The 14,601-nt window shown below is 64.8% G+C and carries 17 protein-coding genes; 12 read left to right on the top strand and 5 right to left on the bottom strand.

The genetic code is table 11. From position 1 onward, the window contains the following. The first annotated feature begins 8 nt into the window (after positions 1 to 8). Both CBM2594_RS09370 and CBM2594_RS09365 read left to right on the top strand, forming a co-directional pair. On the top strand, positions 9 to 443 hold the full coding sequence (locus tag CBM2594_RS09370) for an NfeD family protein (RefSeq protein ID WP_116356591.1): 435 nt from the start codon (positions 9 to 11) through the stop codon (positions 441 to 443). Between the two features lie 108 nt (positions 444 to 551). Continuing rightward, on the top strand, positions 552 to 1,484 hold the full coding sequence (locus CBM2594_RS09365; protein ID WP_116356590.1) for an SPFH domain-containing protein: 933 nt from the start codon (positions 552 to 554) through the stop codon (positions 1,482 to 1,484). Positions 1,485 to 1,516: 32 nt separating this feature from the next. On the opposite strand, the gene smpB is transcribed toward CBM2594_RS09365, so the two are convergent. Beyond that, a complete protein-coding gene (gene smpB / locus CBM2594_RS09360; protein ID WP_116356589.1) occupies positions 1,517 to 1,969 on the bottom strand; it encodes an SsrA-binding protein SmpB in 453 nt (150 codons plus the stop codon). A gap of 180 nt (positions 1,970 to 2,149) precedes the next feature. Between smpB and CBM2594_RS09355 the strand changes: the two genes are divergently transcribed. Continuing rightward, positions 2,150 to 2,587 (top strand): type II toxin-antitoxin system RatA family toxin, encoded by a 438-nt coding sequence (locus tag CBM2594_RS09355; RefSeq protein WP_116356588.1) that lies wholly within the window; start codon positions 2,150 to 2,152, stop codon positions 2,585 to 2,587. Then, entirely contained in the window at positions 2,574 to 2,921 is a 348-nt protein-coding gene (locus CBM2594_RS09350) for an RnfH family protein (RefSeq protein WP_116356587.1), read from the top strand. The genes CBM2594_RS09355 and CBM2594_RS09350 overlap by 14 nt, the downstream gene beginning before the upstream one ends. Positions 2,922 to 2,976: 55 nt before the next feature. Here the strand turns inward: CBM2594_RS09350 and CBM2594_RS09345 are convergent, their stop codons facing one another. Together CBM2594_RS09345 and CBM2594_RS09340 are read right to left on the bottom strand one after the other, a co-directional pair. Continuing rightward, positions 2,977 to 3,483, bottom strand: a complete 507-nt coding sequence (locus CBM2594_RS09345) for a DUF4124 domain-containing protein (RefSeq protein ID WP_116356586.1) — start codon at positions 3,481 to 3,483, stop codon at positions 2,977 to 2,979. 187 nt (positions 3,484 to 3,670) lie between these two features. Beyond that, positions 3,671 to 4,630, bottom strand: a complete 960-nt coding sequence (locus tag CBM2594_RS09340) for a DMT family transporter (RefSeq protein WP_116356585.1) — start codon at positions 4,628 to 4,630, stop codon at positions 3,671 to 3,673. Positions 4,631 to 4,753: 123 nt separating this feature from the next. Between CBM2594_RS09340 and guaB the strand changes: the two genes are divergently transcribed. The 4 genes from guaB (at position 4,754) to CBM2594_RS09320 (ending at position 10,111) form a co-directional block, all read left to right on the top strand. Then, complete coding sequence (guaB, locus tag CBM2594_RS09335; protein WP_116356584.1) at positions 4,754 to 6,217, top strand: IMP dehydrogenase; 1,464 nt, start codon at positions 4,754 to 4,756, stop codon at positions 6,215 to 6,217. 177 nt (positions 6,218 to 6,394) lie between these two features. After that, positions 6,395 to 7,006: a hypothetical protein gene (locus tag CBM2594_RS09330; protein WP_116356583.1), complete on the top strand. Its 612-nt coding sequence runs from the start codon at positions 6,395 to 6,397 to the stop codon at positions 7,004 to 7,006. Continuing rightward, complete coding sequence (guaA, locus tag CBM2594_RS09325) at positions 6,981 to 8,600, top strand: glutamine-hydrolyzing GMP synthase (protein ID WP_116356582.1); 1,620 nt, start codon at positions 6,981 to 6,983, stop codon at positions 8,598 to 8,600. Before CBM2594_RS09330 ends, guaA begins: the two co-directional genes overlap by 26 nt. A 308-nt stretch (positions 8,601 to 8,908) precedes the next feature. Next, on the top strand, positions 8,909 to 10,111 hold the full coding sequence (locus tag CBM2594_RS09320) for a tyrosine-type recombinase/integrase (protein ID WP_011805741.1): 1,203 nt from the start codon (positions 8,909 to 8,911) through the stop codon (positions 10,109 to 10,111). A gap of 91 nt (positions 10,112 to 10,202) precedes the next feature. Here the strand turns inward: CBM2594_RS09320 and CBM2594_RS09315 are convergent, their stop codons facing one another. Together CBM2594_RS09315 and CBM2594_RS09310 are read right to left on the bottom strand one after the other, a co-directional pair. Beyond that, on the bottom strand, positions 10,203 to 10,448 hold the full coding sequence (locus CBM2594_RS09315) for a helix-turn-helix transcriptional regulator (RefSeq protein WP_011805740.1): 246 nt from the start codon (positions 10,446 to 10,448) through the stop codon (positions 10,203 to 10,205). A 79-nt stretch (positions 10,449 to 10,527) separates the two neighbouring features. After that, complete coding sequence (locus CBM2594_RS09310) at positions 10,528 to 11,508, bottom strand: LuxR family transcriptional regulator (RefSeq protein WP_232346593.1); 981 nt, start codon at positions 11,506 to 11,508, stop codon at positions 10,528 to 10,530. A gap of 91 nt (positions 11,509 to 11,599) precedes the next feature. Between CBM2594_RS09310 and CBM2594_RS09305 the strand changes: the two genes are divergently transcribed. The 4 genes from CBM2594_RS09305 to CBM2594_RS09290 all read left to right on the top strand — a co-directional run bounded on the left by CBM2594_RS09305 (position 11,600) and on the right by CBM2594_RS09290 (position 14,565). Beyond that, positions 11,600 to 11,833: a plasmid-related protein gene (locus CBM2594_RS09305; protein ID WP_033996783.1), complete on the top strand. Its 234-nt coding sequence runs from the start codon at positions 11,600 to 11,602 to the stop codon at positions 11,831 to 11,833. A 3-nt stretch (positions 11,834 to 11,836) separates the two neighbouring features. Continuing rightward, positions 11,837 to 12,715 carry a helicase RepA family protein gene (locus CBM2594_RS09300; protein ID WP_116356581.1) on the top strand — a complete coding sequence of 293 codons (879 nt, stop codon included), beginning with the start codon at positions 11,837 to 11,839 and terminating at the stop codon, positions 12,713 to 12,715. Next, positions 12,705 to 13,574, top strand: a complete 870-nt coding sequence (repC, locus tag CBM2594_RS09295; protein WP_011805736.1) for a replication protein C, IncQ-type — start codon at positions 12,705 to 12,707, stop codon at positions 13,572 to 13,574. The genes CBM2594_RS09300 and repC overlap by 11 nt, the downstream gene beginning before the upstream one ends. Before the next feature lie 712 nt (positions 13,575 to 14,286). Further along, on the top strand, positions 14,287 to 14,565 hold the full coding sequence (locus CBM2594_RS09290) for a TraK family protein (protein WP_047350570.1): 279 nt from the start codon (positions 14,287 to 14,289) through the stop codon (positions 14,563 to 14,565). Positions 14,566 to 14,601 lie beyond the last annotated feature (36 nt).

The raw sequence follows: 14,601 nt of genomic DNA, 5'->3' as shown, positions 1-14,601 counted from the left end.
GAGCTTGGATGGCGTACTACATCTGGTTCGTGGCAGCGGTGGTGCTGGTGATCGTCGAACTGAACACCGGCACGTTCTACCTGCTGATGGTTTCGGTGGGCCTGGCCGCCGCCGGGATCGCGGCCTTGCTCGGCGCATCGCCCGCGGCGCAGACACTGACCGGCGCGCTGGTCGCGGCGGTGCTGATCGCCGGGCTGCGCCGCACCCGCTTCGGCAAGCTGCGGCGCGGCAATGCCGCGGCCGATCCCAACGTCAATCTCGATATCGGCCAGGAACTCGACGTGCCCGCGTGGGACGCCAACCGGCGCGCCCGCGTGCCGTACCGCGGCGCCGACTGGACCGTCGAGCTCGCGCCCGATTGCCCGCCTGACCGCGCCCTGGCGCCGGGCCGCTACCGCATCGTCGCGGTGCGCGGCAGCACGCTGGTGGTGTCGCCGCGCTGAAGCCCTGTCTTCTGACTTTTTTGCCCATCGCGGCCGCCGCCGCGGTGGGTTCCGCCTGCCGCCGACCGGCGGCGCCGTACCGATGTGTTCTGCCTGGAGGGTCGTGACATGCTCGCTTTTCAGCTTGGTTTGCTGCCGCTGATTATCCTTATCGCCGTGATCGTGCTGATTGCCAAGGGCATCAAGATCGTGCCGCAGCAGCATGCCTGGGTGCTCGAGCGCCTGGGCCGCTATCACGCCACCCTGACGCCGGGGCTGTCGATCGTGGTGCCGTTCGTCGACCGCGTCGCCTACAAGCACGTGCTCAAGGAAATCCCGCTGGATGTGCCCAGCCAGGTCTGCATCACCAAGGACAACACGCAGCTGCAGGTCGATGGCGTGCTGTACTTCCAGGTCACCGACCCGATGAAGGCGTCGTACGGCTCGAGCAACTTCGTGGTCGCGATCACGCAGCTGTCGCAGACCACGCTGCGCTCGGTGATCGGCAAGCTGGAACTGGACAAGACCTTTGAAGAGCGCGAGTTCATCAACCACAGCGTGGTCAACGCGCTCGACGAAGCCGCCTCCAACTGGGGCGTGAAGGTGCTGCGCTACGAGATCAAGGACCTGACCCCGCCCAAGGAAATCCTGCATGCGATGCAGGCGCAGATCACCGCCGAGCGCGAAAAGCGCGCGCTGATCGCGGCGTCCGAAGGCAAGCGCCAGGAGCAGATCAACCTGGCCACCGGCGCGCGCGAAGCGGCGATCCAGAAGTCGGAGGGCGAGCGCCAGGCGGCCATCAACACCGCCCAGGGCGAGGCGAGCGCGATCCTGGCGGTGGCCGAGGCCAATGCGCAGGCGATCCAGAAGATCGGCAACGCGATCCGCGCCGAAGGCGGCATGGATGCGGTCAACCTGAAGGTGGCCGAGGAATACGTCGCCGCGTTCGGCAACCTGGCCAAGCAGGGCAATACGCTGATCGTGCCGGGCAATCTGGGCGACATGAGCAGCATGATCGCCACGGCCCTGCAGATCGTGAAGGGGCAGCAGAAGGCCGCTTGATGGGCGGCTGAATAACAGGGTGCCGCCGGGGCTCAGTCCTTGGCGTCGCCCTTCATGATGCGGGCCTTCTCGCGCTGCCAGTCGCGCTGCTTCTCGGTCTCGCGCTTGTCGAACTGCTTCTTGCCCTTGGCCAGGCCGATTTCGCATTTGACGCGGCCGCGGGTGTAATGCAGGTTCAGCGGCACCAGCGTGTAGCCGCGCTGCTCAACCTTGCCGATCAGCTTCTTGATCTCGTCGGCCTTGAGCAGCAGCTTGCGCGTGCGTACCGGGTCGGGCTTGATGTGGGTGGAGGCGCTTTGCAGCGGGCTGATATGGGCGCCGATCAGGAACATCTCGGCGTCGCGCACGACCACGTAGCCTTCCTTGATCTGCACGCGCCCGGCGCGGATCGCCTTGACCTCCCAGCCTTCCAGCACGATCCCGGCCTCGTAACGTTCCTCGATGAAATAGTCGAAGAAGGCCTTCTTGTTATCTGCAATGGTCATGCGTGCGGGTAGGGGTGCGGTAGGGTGGATTCTGGCCGGTTCGCTGCACCGCCACATGGCGGGATGCCGCGGGGCGCGCGTGTCGGCTAAAATCGGGATTCTAGCAAACCAGCCCCCGGCACAGGCGCATGCCTGCCGCGCAGCGCGCGCGGCAGGGCCGCAAGCCAGATTTCCCCATACATGGCAGACGTCCATAAATCCGTCCTGCTCGGTTACTCCGCCGCGCAGATGTACGACCTGGTCACCCGCGTGGAGGACTATCCCAAGTTCCTGCCATGGTGCGGCGGCGTGGAGGTGTTCGAGCAGACCGAGACCATGCTCGACGCCAAGATCCATATCCACTTCAAGGGCATCCAGCAGTTCTTCCATACGCGCAACACCCAGGAGCGTCCCACGCGTATCGACATGACCTTTGCCGACGGGCCGTTCAAGACGTTCAACGGGTCATGGCGCTTTACGCCATTGCGCGAAGACGCCTGCAAGATCGAGTTCCACCTGCACTATGAGTTTTCCAGCCTGCTGCTGGAGAAGCTCATCGGCCCGGTGTTCAGCATGATCGCCAATACCTTTGTCGATGCCTTCGTCAAGCGCGCCGAGGTGGTGTATGGCACCAGCTGAACGCGGCGCCGGCACGGTGCATGTCGAGGTCTGCTACGCGCGCCCGGATGCCGTGTTCCTGAAGGCGATCGACGTGCCCGCCGGCACCACCATTGCCGCGGCCATCGTCGGCTCGGGGCTGCAGCAGGCTTGTCCGGAGGTCGACCCCGCCACCATGCGCGTGGGCATTTTCGGCAAGCTCAAGACCCCGGAGACGGTGGTGCGCGAGGGCGATCGCGTCGAGGTGTACCGGCCGCTGACGGCGGATCCGAAGCAGGCGCGCCGCAAGCGGGTACAGAAGCAGCGCGCCAGCGGCACGCGCGAAGGCCAGAAATGGTTGCGCGGCAACGGCTGAGCCGCGCCTCGCCGCCAAAGCCAACGGGGCCGGATCGGCCCCGTCTTCCTTTGCTTCAGCTGCAGTGCTTCTCCAGATTGGCGCTGGTCTTGAGAATTTCCGCCTGGCGCTGCTCGCTGTTCAGGTGCTGCAGCGAACCATCCGGCCCGGCGACCGCGGCGCGCATGCCCTGCTGCAGTCCGGTGGCGTAATTGCGCAGCTGCGCGCAGCGCACGGCGCGCTCGGCCGCCTCGGTTTCCTTGCGGGCGTCTTCGGCGGCGGCTTTGAGGCTGGCTTCGCGGCGCTTCTGGAAGGCTTCTTCGGGCGTTGGCGCGGCGACGGCGGGCTTGCTCGAAGCCTTGGCCGGGGCGGGCGCTGCGGCGTCCGCCGCCTGGGCCTGGACTGGCTGGAATTCGCCGGCATGGCGACCGGGGGCGCGCAGCACTTTGGCGGCCGCCGTGGACGGGGGCACGTCGCTGTAGACCATGTGCCCGTTGGCGTCGCGCCACTGCCAGTAGGCAAGGGCCGGCACAGGGACGGCAAGGGCAGCGGCAAGCAGGCACGGCACGGAAGAGCGGAGCATGGCGAGGCGTCTCGAAGTGGCTCTGGAAGCACGGGCCGCCGGCTGCATGCATGGCAAGGCCACGGCAGCACAGCCGCGGCGATGGCCGGGCGCCCCGCCTGCGAGGCAATGCGTAGCGCCGGTCTGACCCTGGAAGATGCTTTGTATTTTTCTGGCGCGTGTGACCCCCGCGCCATGGTTCGCTAGTCTACGCAGACTTGTCGGTGGCGTGCAAGCGCACCGACCAGGCCACGCCGATCATCAGCAACACGATCGCGGCGATCTCCAGCGGACGCGGCCAGCGGTGGTCGAAGACAAAGCCATAGGCCAGCGCAAACAGCGTTTCGAACACGATCATCTGGCCCGACAGCGTCAGCGGCAGGCGCCGGCTGGCGATATTCCACAGGTTGTTGCCGATCAGCGAAGCGCCCAGCGCCACCGCGGCATTGACCATCCAGAACCACTGCCAGTCGCGGCCGCTGTCGGCGGCGCCCAGGGTGTCGCCGGCGAACATCCAGCCGATTGCCGCCAGCACCGCCGACACCGCGCCGGTCGACAGCCCGTACAGCGCCGACCATTCATTGCCGCTGTAATGCGGGTTGCGCTGCAGGTAGCGCGCGTTGTCGACCGCGTAGAGGGTCCAGCAGACCAGCGCGCCGGCCGCGCAGCAGACCCCGGCCAGCTTCTGCCATACCGGCCGCGCCACCGCGCCGGCCGCCGCCGCATGCGCGCTCTGGCCGCCGCCGAACAGGTCGATATTGATGCAGGCAATGCCGGCGGCCACCACCAGCAGCGGCCACAGCAGGCGCGCCAGCGGCACCGCGCCGTGGTCGCGCCGGCCCATGATGGTGACCGTGATCGGCAGGATGCCGATGATCAGCGAAGTCGGGCCCACCCCGGCCAGCTGCACGCCAAAGGCCAGCAGCACGTAGTAGAGCAGATTGCCGGTAAAGGCCTGGCGCAGCAGCGCGACGCAGTCGGCACGGGTCAGCTTGCGCGCGATGCGCCGCAGCAGCGGCAGCGCCGCCACGCAGGCCACCAGCCCGTAGGCCAGGTAGCGGCCGATGGCCAGCTCCCACGGCGAAAACGCGGGCAGCAGCTTGGGAGCAATGAAGACCATGCCCCAGAACGCACCAGCCAGCAGCCCGCACAATACGCCGATTCCCATACTTCGCCGTGCCCGAGTAAAAAGACAACGAGCATAGCAGACCGCACCCCGCAAAGGCCGTTGCCGGGCCTCTGCAAATCGCGCATTCCTGTATAATTCGGTTTTGCGCCTAGAGGAATTGCTATGCGTCTTGTCCAGAAAGCACTCACATTCGATGACGTGCTGCTCGTCCCGGCCTATTCGGCCGTCCTTCCCCGGGATGTTTCCCTCCGCACCAGCCTGACCCGCTCCATTGAACTGAACATCCCGCTGGTCTCCGCGGCGATGGACACCGTGACGGAAGCGCGCCTGGCGATTTCCATGGCGCAGGCCGGCGGCATCGGCATCATCCACAAGAACCTGAAGCCCGCCGACCAGGCCCGCGAAGTGGCGCGCGTCAAGCGCTATGAGTCGGGCGTGCTGCGTGACCCGATCACCATTTCGCCGGACATGAAGATCCGCGATGTGATCGCGCTGTCGCAGCAGCACGGCATTTCCGGGTTCCCGGTGGTCGAGGGCAAGGCCGTGGTCGGCATCATCACCAACCGCGACCTGCGCTTCGAGGAAGAGCTCGACGCTCCGGTACGCGCCAAGATGACCCCGCGCGAGAAGCTGGTGACGGTGGCCGAGGGCGCGCCGCTGGAAGAAGCCAAGCGGCTGATGAACCGCCACCGCCTCGAGCGCGTGGTGGTGGTGAACCAGGCCTTCGAGCTGCGCGGCCTGATCACCGTGAAGGACATCCAGAAGGCGGTGGACAACCCGCTCGCCAGCAAGGACGACCACGGCCAGCTGCGCGTAGGCGCCGCGGTGGGCGTGGGCCCGGACAACGACGAGCGTGTCGAGCTGCTGGTCAAGGCCGGCGTCGATGTGATTGTGGTGGATACGGCGCATGGCCACAGCCAGGGCGTGCTGGACCGCGTGCGCTGGGTCAAGCAGAACTTCCCGCAGGTGCAGGTGGTGGGCGGCAACATCGCCACCGGCGACGCCGCGCGCGCGCTGGTCGAGCATGGCGCCGACGGCGTCAAGGTCGGCATCGGCCCGGGCTCGATCTGCACCACGCGTATCGTTGCCGGCGTCGGCGTGCCGCAGATCACCGCCGTCTCCAACGTGGCCGAAGCGCTCAAGGGCACCGGCGTACCGCTGATCGCGGACGGCGGCGTGCGTTATTCCGGCGACGTGGCCAAGGCCCTCGCGGCCGGCGCGCACACCGTGATGATGGGCGGCATGTTCTCGGGCACCGAGGAAGCGCCGGGCGAAACCTTCCTGTTCCAGGGCCGCTCGTTCAAGAGCTATCGCGGCATGGGCTCGGTGGGGGCGATGAAGGACGGCGCGGCCGACCGCTACTTCCAGGAAGACAACACCGCCAACGTCGACAAGCTGGTCCCGGAAGGCATCGAAGGGCGCGTGCCGTACAAGGGCTCGGTGATGGCGATCATCCACCAGCTGACCGGCGGCGTGCGCGCCTCGATGGGCTATTGCGGCAGCAAGTCGATTGCCGACTGGCACGAGAGCGCGCAGTTCGTCCAGATCACGGCGGCCGGCATGCGTGAATCGCACGTGCACGACGTGCAGATCACCAAGGAAGCCCCGAACTACCATATCGACTGATGCCCCGTGGCCGCGCACCGTCCCTGCAGGCGGTGCGCGGCCGCCGGCATCGGGGCGCGGGCGCGCCAGCGCGTGCCCGCGCCCGACCCGCCATCCCATCCGAACCTGGCCGCGCGCCATGCAGGCGTAGTCCTGATGCCCGCCGCACACCGGCCGGGGCCAAGACGAGGAGCGCCAATGAAGGTGTTGCTGCGAGCCGTGCTGTTTTTCGATGCCCTGGTGGACCTGCTGCTGGGCGTCCTGCTGCTGATGTCCCCGTTCACCACGCTGTACGCGGCGCTGCAGTTGCCGCAGCCGCAGCCTGCGCTGTTCGGGCAGCTGCTGGGCGTGGCCCTGGTGGGGCTGTCGGTGCTGCTGTGGCAGGCCGCCTTCAATGGCCAGCTGACGGTGCCGGTGGCGCGCACGGCAGGCTACGTGAACCTCGCCAGCGCGGTGCTGATCATCGCCTGGATGGTGTTCCTGGAACTGCCGCTGGAAGGCGCCGGCAAGCTCTGGCTGCCGACCATGGCGGTGGTGCTGCTGTTCTTCGCCGTGGTGCAGATCCCGGCGGCCAAGCGCGTGCGCGTGCGCGAACAGCAACGAAAGATGGAACGCGCGCTGCAGGAACAGGAAAGCAGGAAGGAACCCGGCGTCGCCCCCGCGGCGCGCCCGACGAATACCCCAGAATACCGGCGCGAGCCGGTCATCACGCCGCCGCCGGGCTATGGCCCCGGCACGGAAGTCGTGACCGAGCCCATCCCGGAAGACACGCCATCGGCCCATCATGCACGACAAAATCCTCATCCTTGATTTCGGCTCGCAGGTCACGCAGCTGATCGCCCGCCGCGTCCGCGAGGCGCACGTCTATTGCGAAATCCACCCGAACGACGTCACCGACGCGTTCGTGCGCGAATTCGCCCCCAAGGCGATCATCCTGTCCGGCAGCCACGCCAGCACCTATGAAGACCACCAGCTGCGCGCGCCGCAGGCGGTATGGGACCTGGGCGTGCCGGTGCTCGGCATCTGCTACGGCATGCAGACCATGGCGGTGCAGCTGGGCGGCAAGGTCGAGTGGAGCGACCACCGCGAATTCGGCTACGCCGAGATGCGCGCCCACGGCCATACCGAGCTGCTCAAGGACATCGAGGACTTCCGCACCCCGGAAGGCCACGGCATGCTCAAGGTCTGGATGAGCCATGGCGACAAGGTCACCGGCCTGCCGCCCGGCTTCAAGCTGATGGCGTCCACGCCGAGCTGCCCGATCGCCGGCATGGCCGACGAAACGCGCCACTACTACGCCGTGCAGTTCCACCCCGAAGTCACGCATACGGTCAAGGGCCGCCAGATGCTGGAGCGCTTCGTGCTGCAGATCGCCGGCTGCAAGCCTGACTGGATCATGCGCGACCATATCGAGGAAGCGGTCGCCAGGATCCGCGAGCAGGTCGGCGATGAAGAAGTCATCCTGGGCCTGTCCGGCGGCGTCGATTCATCCGTGGCCGCCGCGCTGATCCATCGCGCCATCGGCGACCAGCTCACCTGCGTGTTCGTCGACCACGGCCTGCTGCGCCAGGACGAAGGCAAGCTGGTGATGGAAATGTTCGTCGGACGCCTGCACGCCAAGGTGGTCCATGTCGACGCCTCCGACCAGTTCCTGGGCCACCTGGCCGGCGTCACCGACCCCGAGCAGAAGCGCAAGATCATCGGCCGCGAGTTCGTCGAGGTGTTCCAGGCCGAGGCCCGCAAGCTGACCAACGCCAAGTGGCTGGCGCAGGGCACGATCTACCCCGATGTGGTCGAGTCGGGCGGCACCAAGACCAAGAAGGCCACCACCATCAAGAGCCACCACAACGTCGGCGGCCTGCCCGAAACGCTGGGCCTGAAGCTGCTCGAGCCGCTGCGCGACCTGTTCAAGGACGAAGTGCGCGAACTCGGCGTGGCCCTGGGCCTGCCGCCCGAAATGGTCTACCGCCACCCGTTCCCCGGCCCGGGCCTGGGCGTGCGCATCCTGGGCGAGGTCAGGCGCGACTACGCCGACCTGCTGCGCCGCGCCGATGCCATCTTCATCGAAGAACTGCGCAAGACCATCGCCACCGAACAGGACGCCGCCGCCGGCCTGTGCGAACCAGGGCACGTCGGCAAGAGCTGGTACGACCTGACCAGCCAGGCCTTCGCCGTGTTCCTGCCGGTCAAGTCGGTGGGCGTGATGGGCGACGGCCGCACCTATGACTACGTGGTCGCGCTGCGCGCGGTGCAGACCACCGACTTCATGACGGCGCACTGGGCGCACCTGCCGTATGCGCTGCTGGGCCGCTGCTCGAACCGGATCATCAACGAAGTGCGGGGTTTGAACCGGGTCGTTTATGACGTGTCGGGGAAGCCGCCGGCGACGATTGAGTGGGAGTGATTCGGCGTCTGGCACCGGCTAGCATCTGGTAGCACGAAAACACACCTACGCCCGCGTCATTGCGGGCTTTTTTGTGATCTCGTTCGGCACCGCCTGGCAACATTTGGCATCGCCAAGCACCGTTTTTTCATGGCATGATGGATGGCATTGAATGCTTCTATGCCATGAGAAGTCACCGATACCATGCGACCCCCTTGCTGAATGTTCATGGTATCGAATTTGCGTAATACGATGATTTAATTGATGTTTTACGCTAGGACGGGCCGGTCTTCGGATCATGGTATTTGAGCTGAATCAGGGCGAGAACCATGTTGACCGATACCAAGCTGCGCAACCTGAAGCCGAAGGACAAGCTCTACAAGGTGAATGACCGTGACGGCCTCTATGTAGCCGTCACGGCCGCCGGAGCGATCTCGTTCCGCTACAACTACTCGATCCACGGTAGGCAGGAGACCATCACCTTCGGCCGCTACGGTGTCGGCGGGATCACCCTGGCGGAAGCCCGCGAGCGGTTGGGCGAGGCCAAGAAGATGATCGCGGCCGGGAAGTCGCCGGCCAAGGAAAAGGCGCGGGACAAGGCCCGCGTCAAGGACGCGGAGACGTTCGGGGCCTGGGCGGAAAAGTGGCTGCGCGGCTACCAGATGGCCGACTCCACCCGCGACATGCGCCGCTCGGTCTACGAGCGCGAGCTGAAGCCAAAGTTCGGCAATCAGAAGCTGGTGGAGATCACCCACGAAGACCTGCGCGCGCTGACCGATGCCATCGTCGAGCGCGGCGCGCCGGCGACGGCCGTGCATGTCCGCGAGGTGGTGCTCCAGGTCTTTCGCTGGGCCATCGAGCGCGGCCAGAAGGTCGAGAACCCGGCCGAGCTGGTACGCCCGACGACCATTGCCAAGTTCGAGCCGCGCGACCGTGCGCTGACGCCCGACGAGATCGGCCTGATGTACCAGTACATGGAGCGCATCGGCACAGCGCCATCCATTCGGGCGGCGGCCAAGCTGCTGCTGTTGACGATGGTGCGCAAGAGCGAGCTGACCAACGCGACCTGGAGCGAGATCAATTTCAGCGACGCGCTTTGGACGATCCCGAAGGAGCGGATGAAGCGGCGCAATCCACATCTAGTGTTCCTGTCCCGGCAGGCGCTGGACATCTTCATCGCCCTGAAAACCTTCGCGGGGGGATCGGACTACGTGCTTCCGTCGCGGTATGACTCGGACTTACCCATGAGCAGCGCCACGCTCAACCAGGTGCTGACGCTGACGTATCGGCTGGCGCAGAAGGAAGGGAAGTCGCTCGCCAAGTTCGGGCCGCATGACTTGCGGCGCACGGCCAGTACGTTGCTGCATGAGGCCGGCTACAACACGGACTGGATCGAGAAGTGCCTGGCGCACGAACAGCGGGGCGTCAGGGCCGTCTACAACAAGGCCGAGTACCGCGAGCAGCGCACGGCGATGTTGCAGGACTGGGCGGACATGATCGACGAATGGACGCTGAGACGGCCGAAGGCGTAAGTCAGAGGAGGGCGGGTTCAGCAGCACCGCCCGAGCATCGAGGTGTGGCTTCGCGCGTCATTGACACTTGAGGGGCGCGGCGTTTTAGCGGCTAAAAAGTGGCGGCTGCGACCGACTGAGTGAAGCCTGGCCGCATCGCCTGAGTGCCCGACGACTTCCGCGCCTCGATCCATTCCTCGACCTCGGCCAAGTCCCAGGCAACGTTTCGGCTGGTGAGTGCGATCCGGCGCGGAAACTCCCCGCGCTGCTCCATGTTGAAGATCGTGCGCTCAGACAGCGGGATCATTGCCAGTAGCTTCTTCCGATTGATGAGCGTCTTGCTTGTCGTTGCCTGCATCCCCTGGCCTCTTTCAGTCACTTGCGAACATGTGCCTGATGGTGCCTGGCAATGCGGATTGTTTCGTCCTATTAGTTGGTCAATTAGGTTGACGCCGTGAGCGCGGCTTTGTACTCAAGCGGAACATCGCGGGGATCGCCGCCAGCGCCTTCGATACCGCTTGGCGCTCGATGCCGAGCTTTCGCGCAATCTCCGACTGATTGAGTCCAGACCGCTGGAGCATCAGCATCTGCTTTTTGCGATCCGATAGCTTCGAGTCCACCATCAGCCGTGCTTGATTGCGCAGCTCTGCCTTGTCCGCCGGCTGTAAGGTCTGGCCTGCGACATAGTGGAAGAAGTAGCTGTCAACCAGTTGATCGCCCGATTTCACTTGGGCAGTGGCCGGCTTCGCGCATTGCTGGTTGAGTCTCGCCAGTTCGAGGTCGAATTGCGCGAGGGATCGCCTTGCTTGTCTGTAGACAGGGTTCCATGCGCCGCTCGGCAATTTAGGCCGGTGATCCAGGCAATACAGGCTGCTTAGTCGAAGCTTTTCCTCTGGATCGTCCGCCTTCGGATCATCGCTCCCGCCGGCGAATGAGGTCAGCTCGGCGAGTGATCCGCAGAACCGGCAGAACCCCTGGAGGCGTTCGCCATTCAGTCGGGTGTCGCGCACCTTCGACTTCACCGGCCGTTTGCAGGCGCAGTCCCATACAAGCCCGATCAACGATTCAAGTGTTGCAACAAACCGCCGATCTCTTGGCGTCTGCCTATCCTCCGTTTTGATGAACTGGCGCAGCAACTGCCGCTGCATGCGAACCATCGCATCAAGTCCAACTAGTCGAATGATTCCGCTGAAGCTCACCCCTGTTCCTGCTCCGGGGATATGGCCCAAGTAGCGTTGTGGCAGCGTCGCCGTGTACGCAGCCACGGCGGGGTCAATGAGTTCCTGTAACAGCCCAACGATGGGGTAGCGCCGCGAGGAGGCGGAATACGGCCGCCACCGATCCTCAAACTGCCCGATGGCTTCCGAGACAGTGGGATCGCAGCCTTCCCAGATGACAATGGTTGGATCATTCTTCATGTCAACCATTTTGGACAACTAATAAGATGTAGGCAACCCCCAATAACGCCTAACCTTCGTAGCAATTCAGTTGATAGCGGAGGTTTACGCAATGACGATAGAAGACACGCTACTGCAACGCTTCGGCCCGCTGCTGAGCATGGCACAGCTCGCCTCCGTCCTGGATCGATCACCGGATGGCCTGCGGGTCAGCTTGCGCACGACGAGCGAATGGGCGGGGCGAATCAACAAGGCTCGCTTGAAGATCGGTCGGCGCGTCTACTTTCGAACCTCGCAGATCGCCGAGGTGCTGAGCGACGAATCCCTGTACGGAACGGGGAACTGAGTCGTGGCGATTGACGTCCTGGCGGCGTTCGAGTGCGAACCGCCGGTGCTGGACTTCATATGGCCGGGCTTCCTCGCGGGAACCGTCGGCGCGCTCGTCGCCCCAGGGGCCACGGGCAAGAGCTTCTGGGCGCTGGAAGCGGCCATGAGCATCGCATGCAGCGTTGCCGGCGGCGACCTCGTGGGCCTGGCCCCCGCACACACCGGGCGCGTGGTCTATCTGGCCGGGGAAGACCCGCCGCCCGCGCTTGTCCGGCGCATTCACGCCATCGGCCAGCACCTCGGGCATACAGCCCGCCAAGCCATCGCCGAGAACCTCGTGCTTGAGCCGATCATGGGCAAGCGCCTGAACGTCATGGACGAGGCTCACTTGCGCCGCGTCATCGAGTACAGCGCCGGGGCGAGGCTGATCGTGCTGGACACCCTGAGCCGCATCCACGCCCTCGATGAGAACAGCAACGGCAACATGGCCCACCTCGTGGCCGTGCTGGAGCAGGTCGCGGCTACCACGGGCGCATCCGTGCTCTACCTGCACCACGTCAGCAAAGGAAGCGCCCGCGAAGGGCAGACCGACCAGCAGCAGGCCGCGCGTGGCGCGTCCGCGCTGATCGACAACGCCAGGTGGTGCGGTTACGTCGCCCGCATGACTGAGGACGAGGCGAAGCGCCTCAGCGACCGCGCCCATGACCGGCAGCCCATCGGCGATGAGCGGCGCGGCTTCTTCGTGCGTTTCGGCGTCAGCAAGCAGAACTACGACGCCACGCCGCTTGATCGCTGGTACATGCGGAACGCCGGCGGCGTGCTGGTGCCGGTGGAGCTGTATGTGGCCAGCCGGAATGAGGAAAAGGGACGTGACGGTCGGAGGCGAGGCGATGGCTTTTGACCTCACCCATGCCAGGCACGATCCAATGCACTGCTTGGTCCCCGGCTTGTTCCGCAGTCTCAAGCGCGGCGAACGGAAGAAGCTCAAGCTCGATGTGACGTATCACTACGCCGAAAATGAACTAGCGCGGTTCGTCGGATTCGAGCCTCTTGGCGCAGATGACATGCGGCTGCTGCAAGGTCTTGTGGCTCTTGGAGGGCCGAAGGGCATCATCCTGACGCCAGAGCCAACAGCGGACTTGCCGAAGCAACTCCGTCTATTCCTTGAGCCGAAGTTCGACGCGGTAGGGCAGGATGCGCTGGTCGTGAGAGAGAGTATGACCAGCCTGCTAGGCGAAATCGGCTTGACCGATGGCGGCGACAATATCAGGGCGATCAAGGCGAGCTTGCTGCGCATGGCAAACGTGACGGTGGTCGTCACCAAGGGGAGCAGGCAAAGGTCTTTTCACCTGATGAGCTACGCCTTCGACGAGGAGGACGGACGGCTATTCGTCGCGCTGAATCCTCAGATTGCAGAGGCGATTCTTGGGCGTCGCCCGTATACCCGCATCGAGATGGCCGAGGTGCGGGCGCTACAGACTGACCCGGCCCGTCTGATTCACCAGCGGCTATGCGGCTGGATCGATCCGGGCAAAGCCGGGCGTGTGGAACTGGATACCCTTTCCGGTTATGTCTGGCCGGACCAGGCGAACGCCGAGGCCATGAAGAAGCGCCGCCAGAAGGCCCGCAAGGCTCTGGCCGAGCTTGCCACCGTGGGATGGAAGGTCAGCGAGTATGCGGCAGGGAAGTGGGAAATTGGCAGGCCGAAGCCCGTAGTAACGTTCCCCAAGCTCCGTAGCAACGTTCCCCTTCACCCGTAGCAACGCTCCCCGCCTCAAACCGGAAAACAGAGCAACGGCGCGGGCTTGCGGCTAGTCCGCAAATTCCATCCATGATCTTCCAAGATCATCCACTAGGCGCGGCACTTGCCGCCGCCCTTTAGGGCGACGCCAAGTCCTTGCCGATGGTCGGCCTGCGGCCGAGTTGTACGCCAGAAGGGCGGTCAGCTCCGGCCGGTTCTTTTTAGCGGCTAAAACGCTGCGCCCCTCAAGTGTCAATAGGCAGGTGTTGTATGTTGTAGCGCGCTACAACATACAACAGTTCAATTCAATGCCCTGGCCACGCCATGAGATCGGCCTTTCTTTCGCGCGCTACGTCGAGCTGCAGCATCGTCATCTCCGGCGAGGCTGGCCATGTCCGGGCCATGGTCGACCATCGCCACGTCCGACGATGCACCGAGGGCCCCATCGCCAGTTCTGACGATGACGGCCGCCGGCGCTGGAGCTCGCATCGCCACTTCTGACGATGCGGTCCTCTCTTTGACACTTGAGGGGCCGAGCGGCGGGGATCTCCCGGCCTACTCCCCTCTTGGCGTTCAATTTTCCGTGCTGAATGAGCTGCCATCCCTGTTTCGATGGGCGTGCCTGTGTCATCGGCTCCATGTCAACCATTTCGGCCAATTATTGGAATGTTGTGTAGGCCAGCACTCCGTAACCTTCGCAGTAGTTCAGTTGATAACGGAGGTTTACGGACATGGCGACGACAGAAAGCAGCTACCCCGAGGAGCTGGCCGCACGGCTGGCTCTTCAGCAGAAGACCTCGCAAACAAAGCGCAGGGACTACCTGGCCGCTTTCATGGCGGTGCGCTCGGACGTGAAGGAAGCGATGGAGGCCGGCTACGCGCTCAAGATCATCTGGGAGCACCTGCGCGAGGTCGGGCGCATCCCTTTCCGGTATGAGACGTTCCTGAAGTACGTTCGCCAGCACATCACCAATGCGCGGCCTAGCTCCATGGGGCAGGGTACGAAGTAAGCAAAGTTCCATGCTCAATCGCTGCAAGCGCATGGC

Origin of the sequence: Cupriavidus taiwanensis (assembly GCF_900249755.1) — a bacterium.
In the GTDB taxonomy this organism is placed as follows: domain Bacteria; phylum Pseudomonadota; class Gammaproteobacteria; order Burkholderiales; family Burkholderiaceae; genus Cupriavidus; species Cupriavidus taiwanensis_D.
This window is presented reverse-complemented; position numbering and strand designations above follow the sequence as displayed.

Coding starts and splice junctions, on each gene's coding strand:
- CBM2594_RS09370 (WP_116356591.1), top strand. CDS start 9: ATGGCGTACTACATCTGGTTCGTGGCAGCGGTGGTGCTGGTGATCGTC.
- CBM2594_RS09365 (WP_116356590.1), top strand. CDS start 552: ATGCTCGCTTTTCAGCTTGGTTTGCTGCCGCTGATTATCCTTATCGCC.
- smpB (WP_116356589.1), bottom strand. CDS start 1,969: ATGACCATTGCAGATAACAAGAAGGCCTTCTTCGACTATTTCATCGAG.
- CBM2594_RS09355 (WP_116356588.1), top strand. CDS start 2,150: ATGGCAGACGTCCATAAATCCGTCCTGCTCGGTTACTCCGCCGCGCAG.
- CBM2594_RS09350 (WP_116356587.1), top strand. CDS start 2,574: ATGGCACCAGCTGAACGCGGCGCCGGCACGGTGCATGTCGAGGTCTGC.
- CBM2594_RS09345 (WP_116356586.1), bottom strand. CDS start 3,483: ATGCTCCGCTCTTCCGTGCCGTGCCTGCTTGCCGCTGCCCTTGCCGTC.
- CBM2594_RS09340 (WP_116356585.1), bottom strand. CDS start 4,630: ATGGGAATCGGCGTATTGTGCGGGCTGCTGGCTGGTGCGTTCTGGGGC.
- guaB (WP_116356584.1), top strand. CDS start 4,754: ATGCGTCTTGTCCAGAAAGCACTCACATTCGATGACGTGCTGCTCGTC.
- CBM2594_RS09330 (WP_116356583.1), top strand. CDS start 6,395: ATGAAGGTGTTGCTGCGAGCCGTGCTGTTTTTCGATGCCCTGGTGGAC.
- guaA (WP_116356582.1), top strand. CDS start 6,981: ATGCACGACAAAATCCTCATCCTTGATTTCGGCTCGCAGGTCACGCAG.
- CBM2594_RS09320 (WP_011805741.1), top strand. CDS start 8,909: ATGTTGACCGATACCAAGCTGCGCAACCTGAAGCCGAAGGACAAGCTC.
- CBM2594_RS09315 (WP_011805740.1), bottom strand. CDS start 10,448: ATGCAGGCAACGACAAGCAAGACGCTCATCAATCGGAAGAAGCTACTG.
- CBM2594_RS09310 (WP_232346593.1), bottom strand. CDS start 11,508: ATGAAGAATGATCCAACCATTGTCATCTGGGAAGGCTGCGATCCCACT.
- CBM2594_RS09305 (WP_033996783.1), top strand. CDS start 11,600: ATGACGATAGAAGACACGCTACTGCAACGCTTCGGCCCGCTGCTGAGC.
- repC (WP_011805736.1), top strand. CDS start 12,705: ATGGCTTTTGACCTCACCCATGCCAGGCACGATCCAATGCACTGCTTG.
- CBM2594_RS09290 (WP_047350570.1), top strand. CDS start 14,287: ATGGCGACGACAGAAAGCAGCTACCCCGAGGAGCTGGCCGCACGGCTG.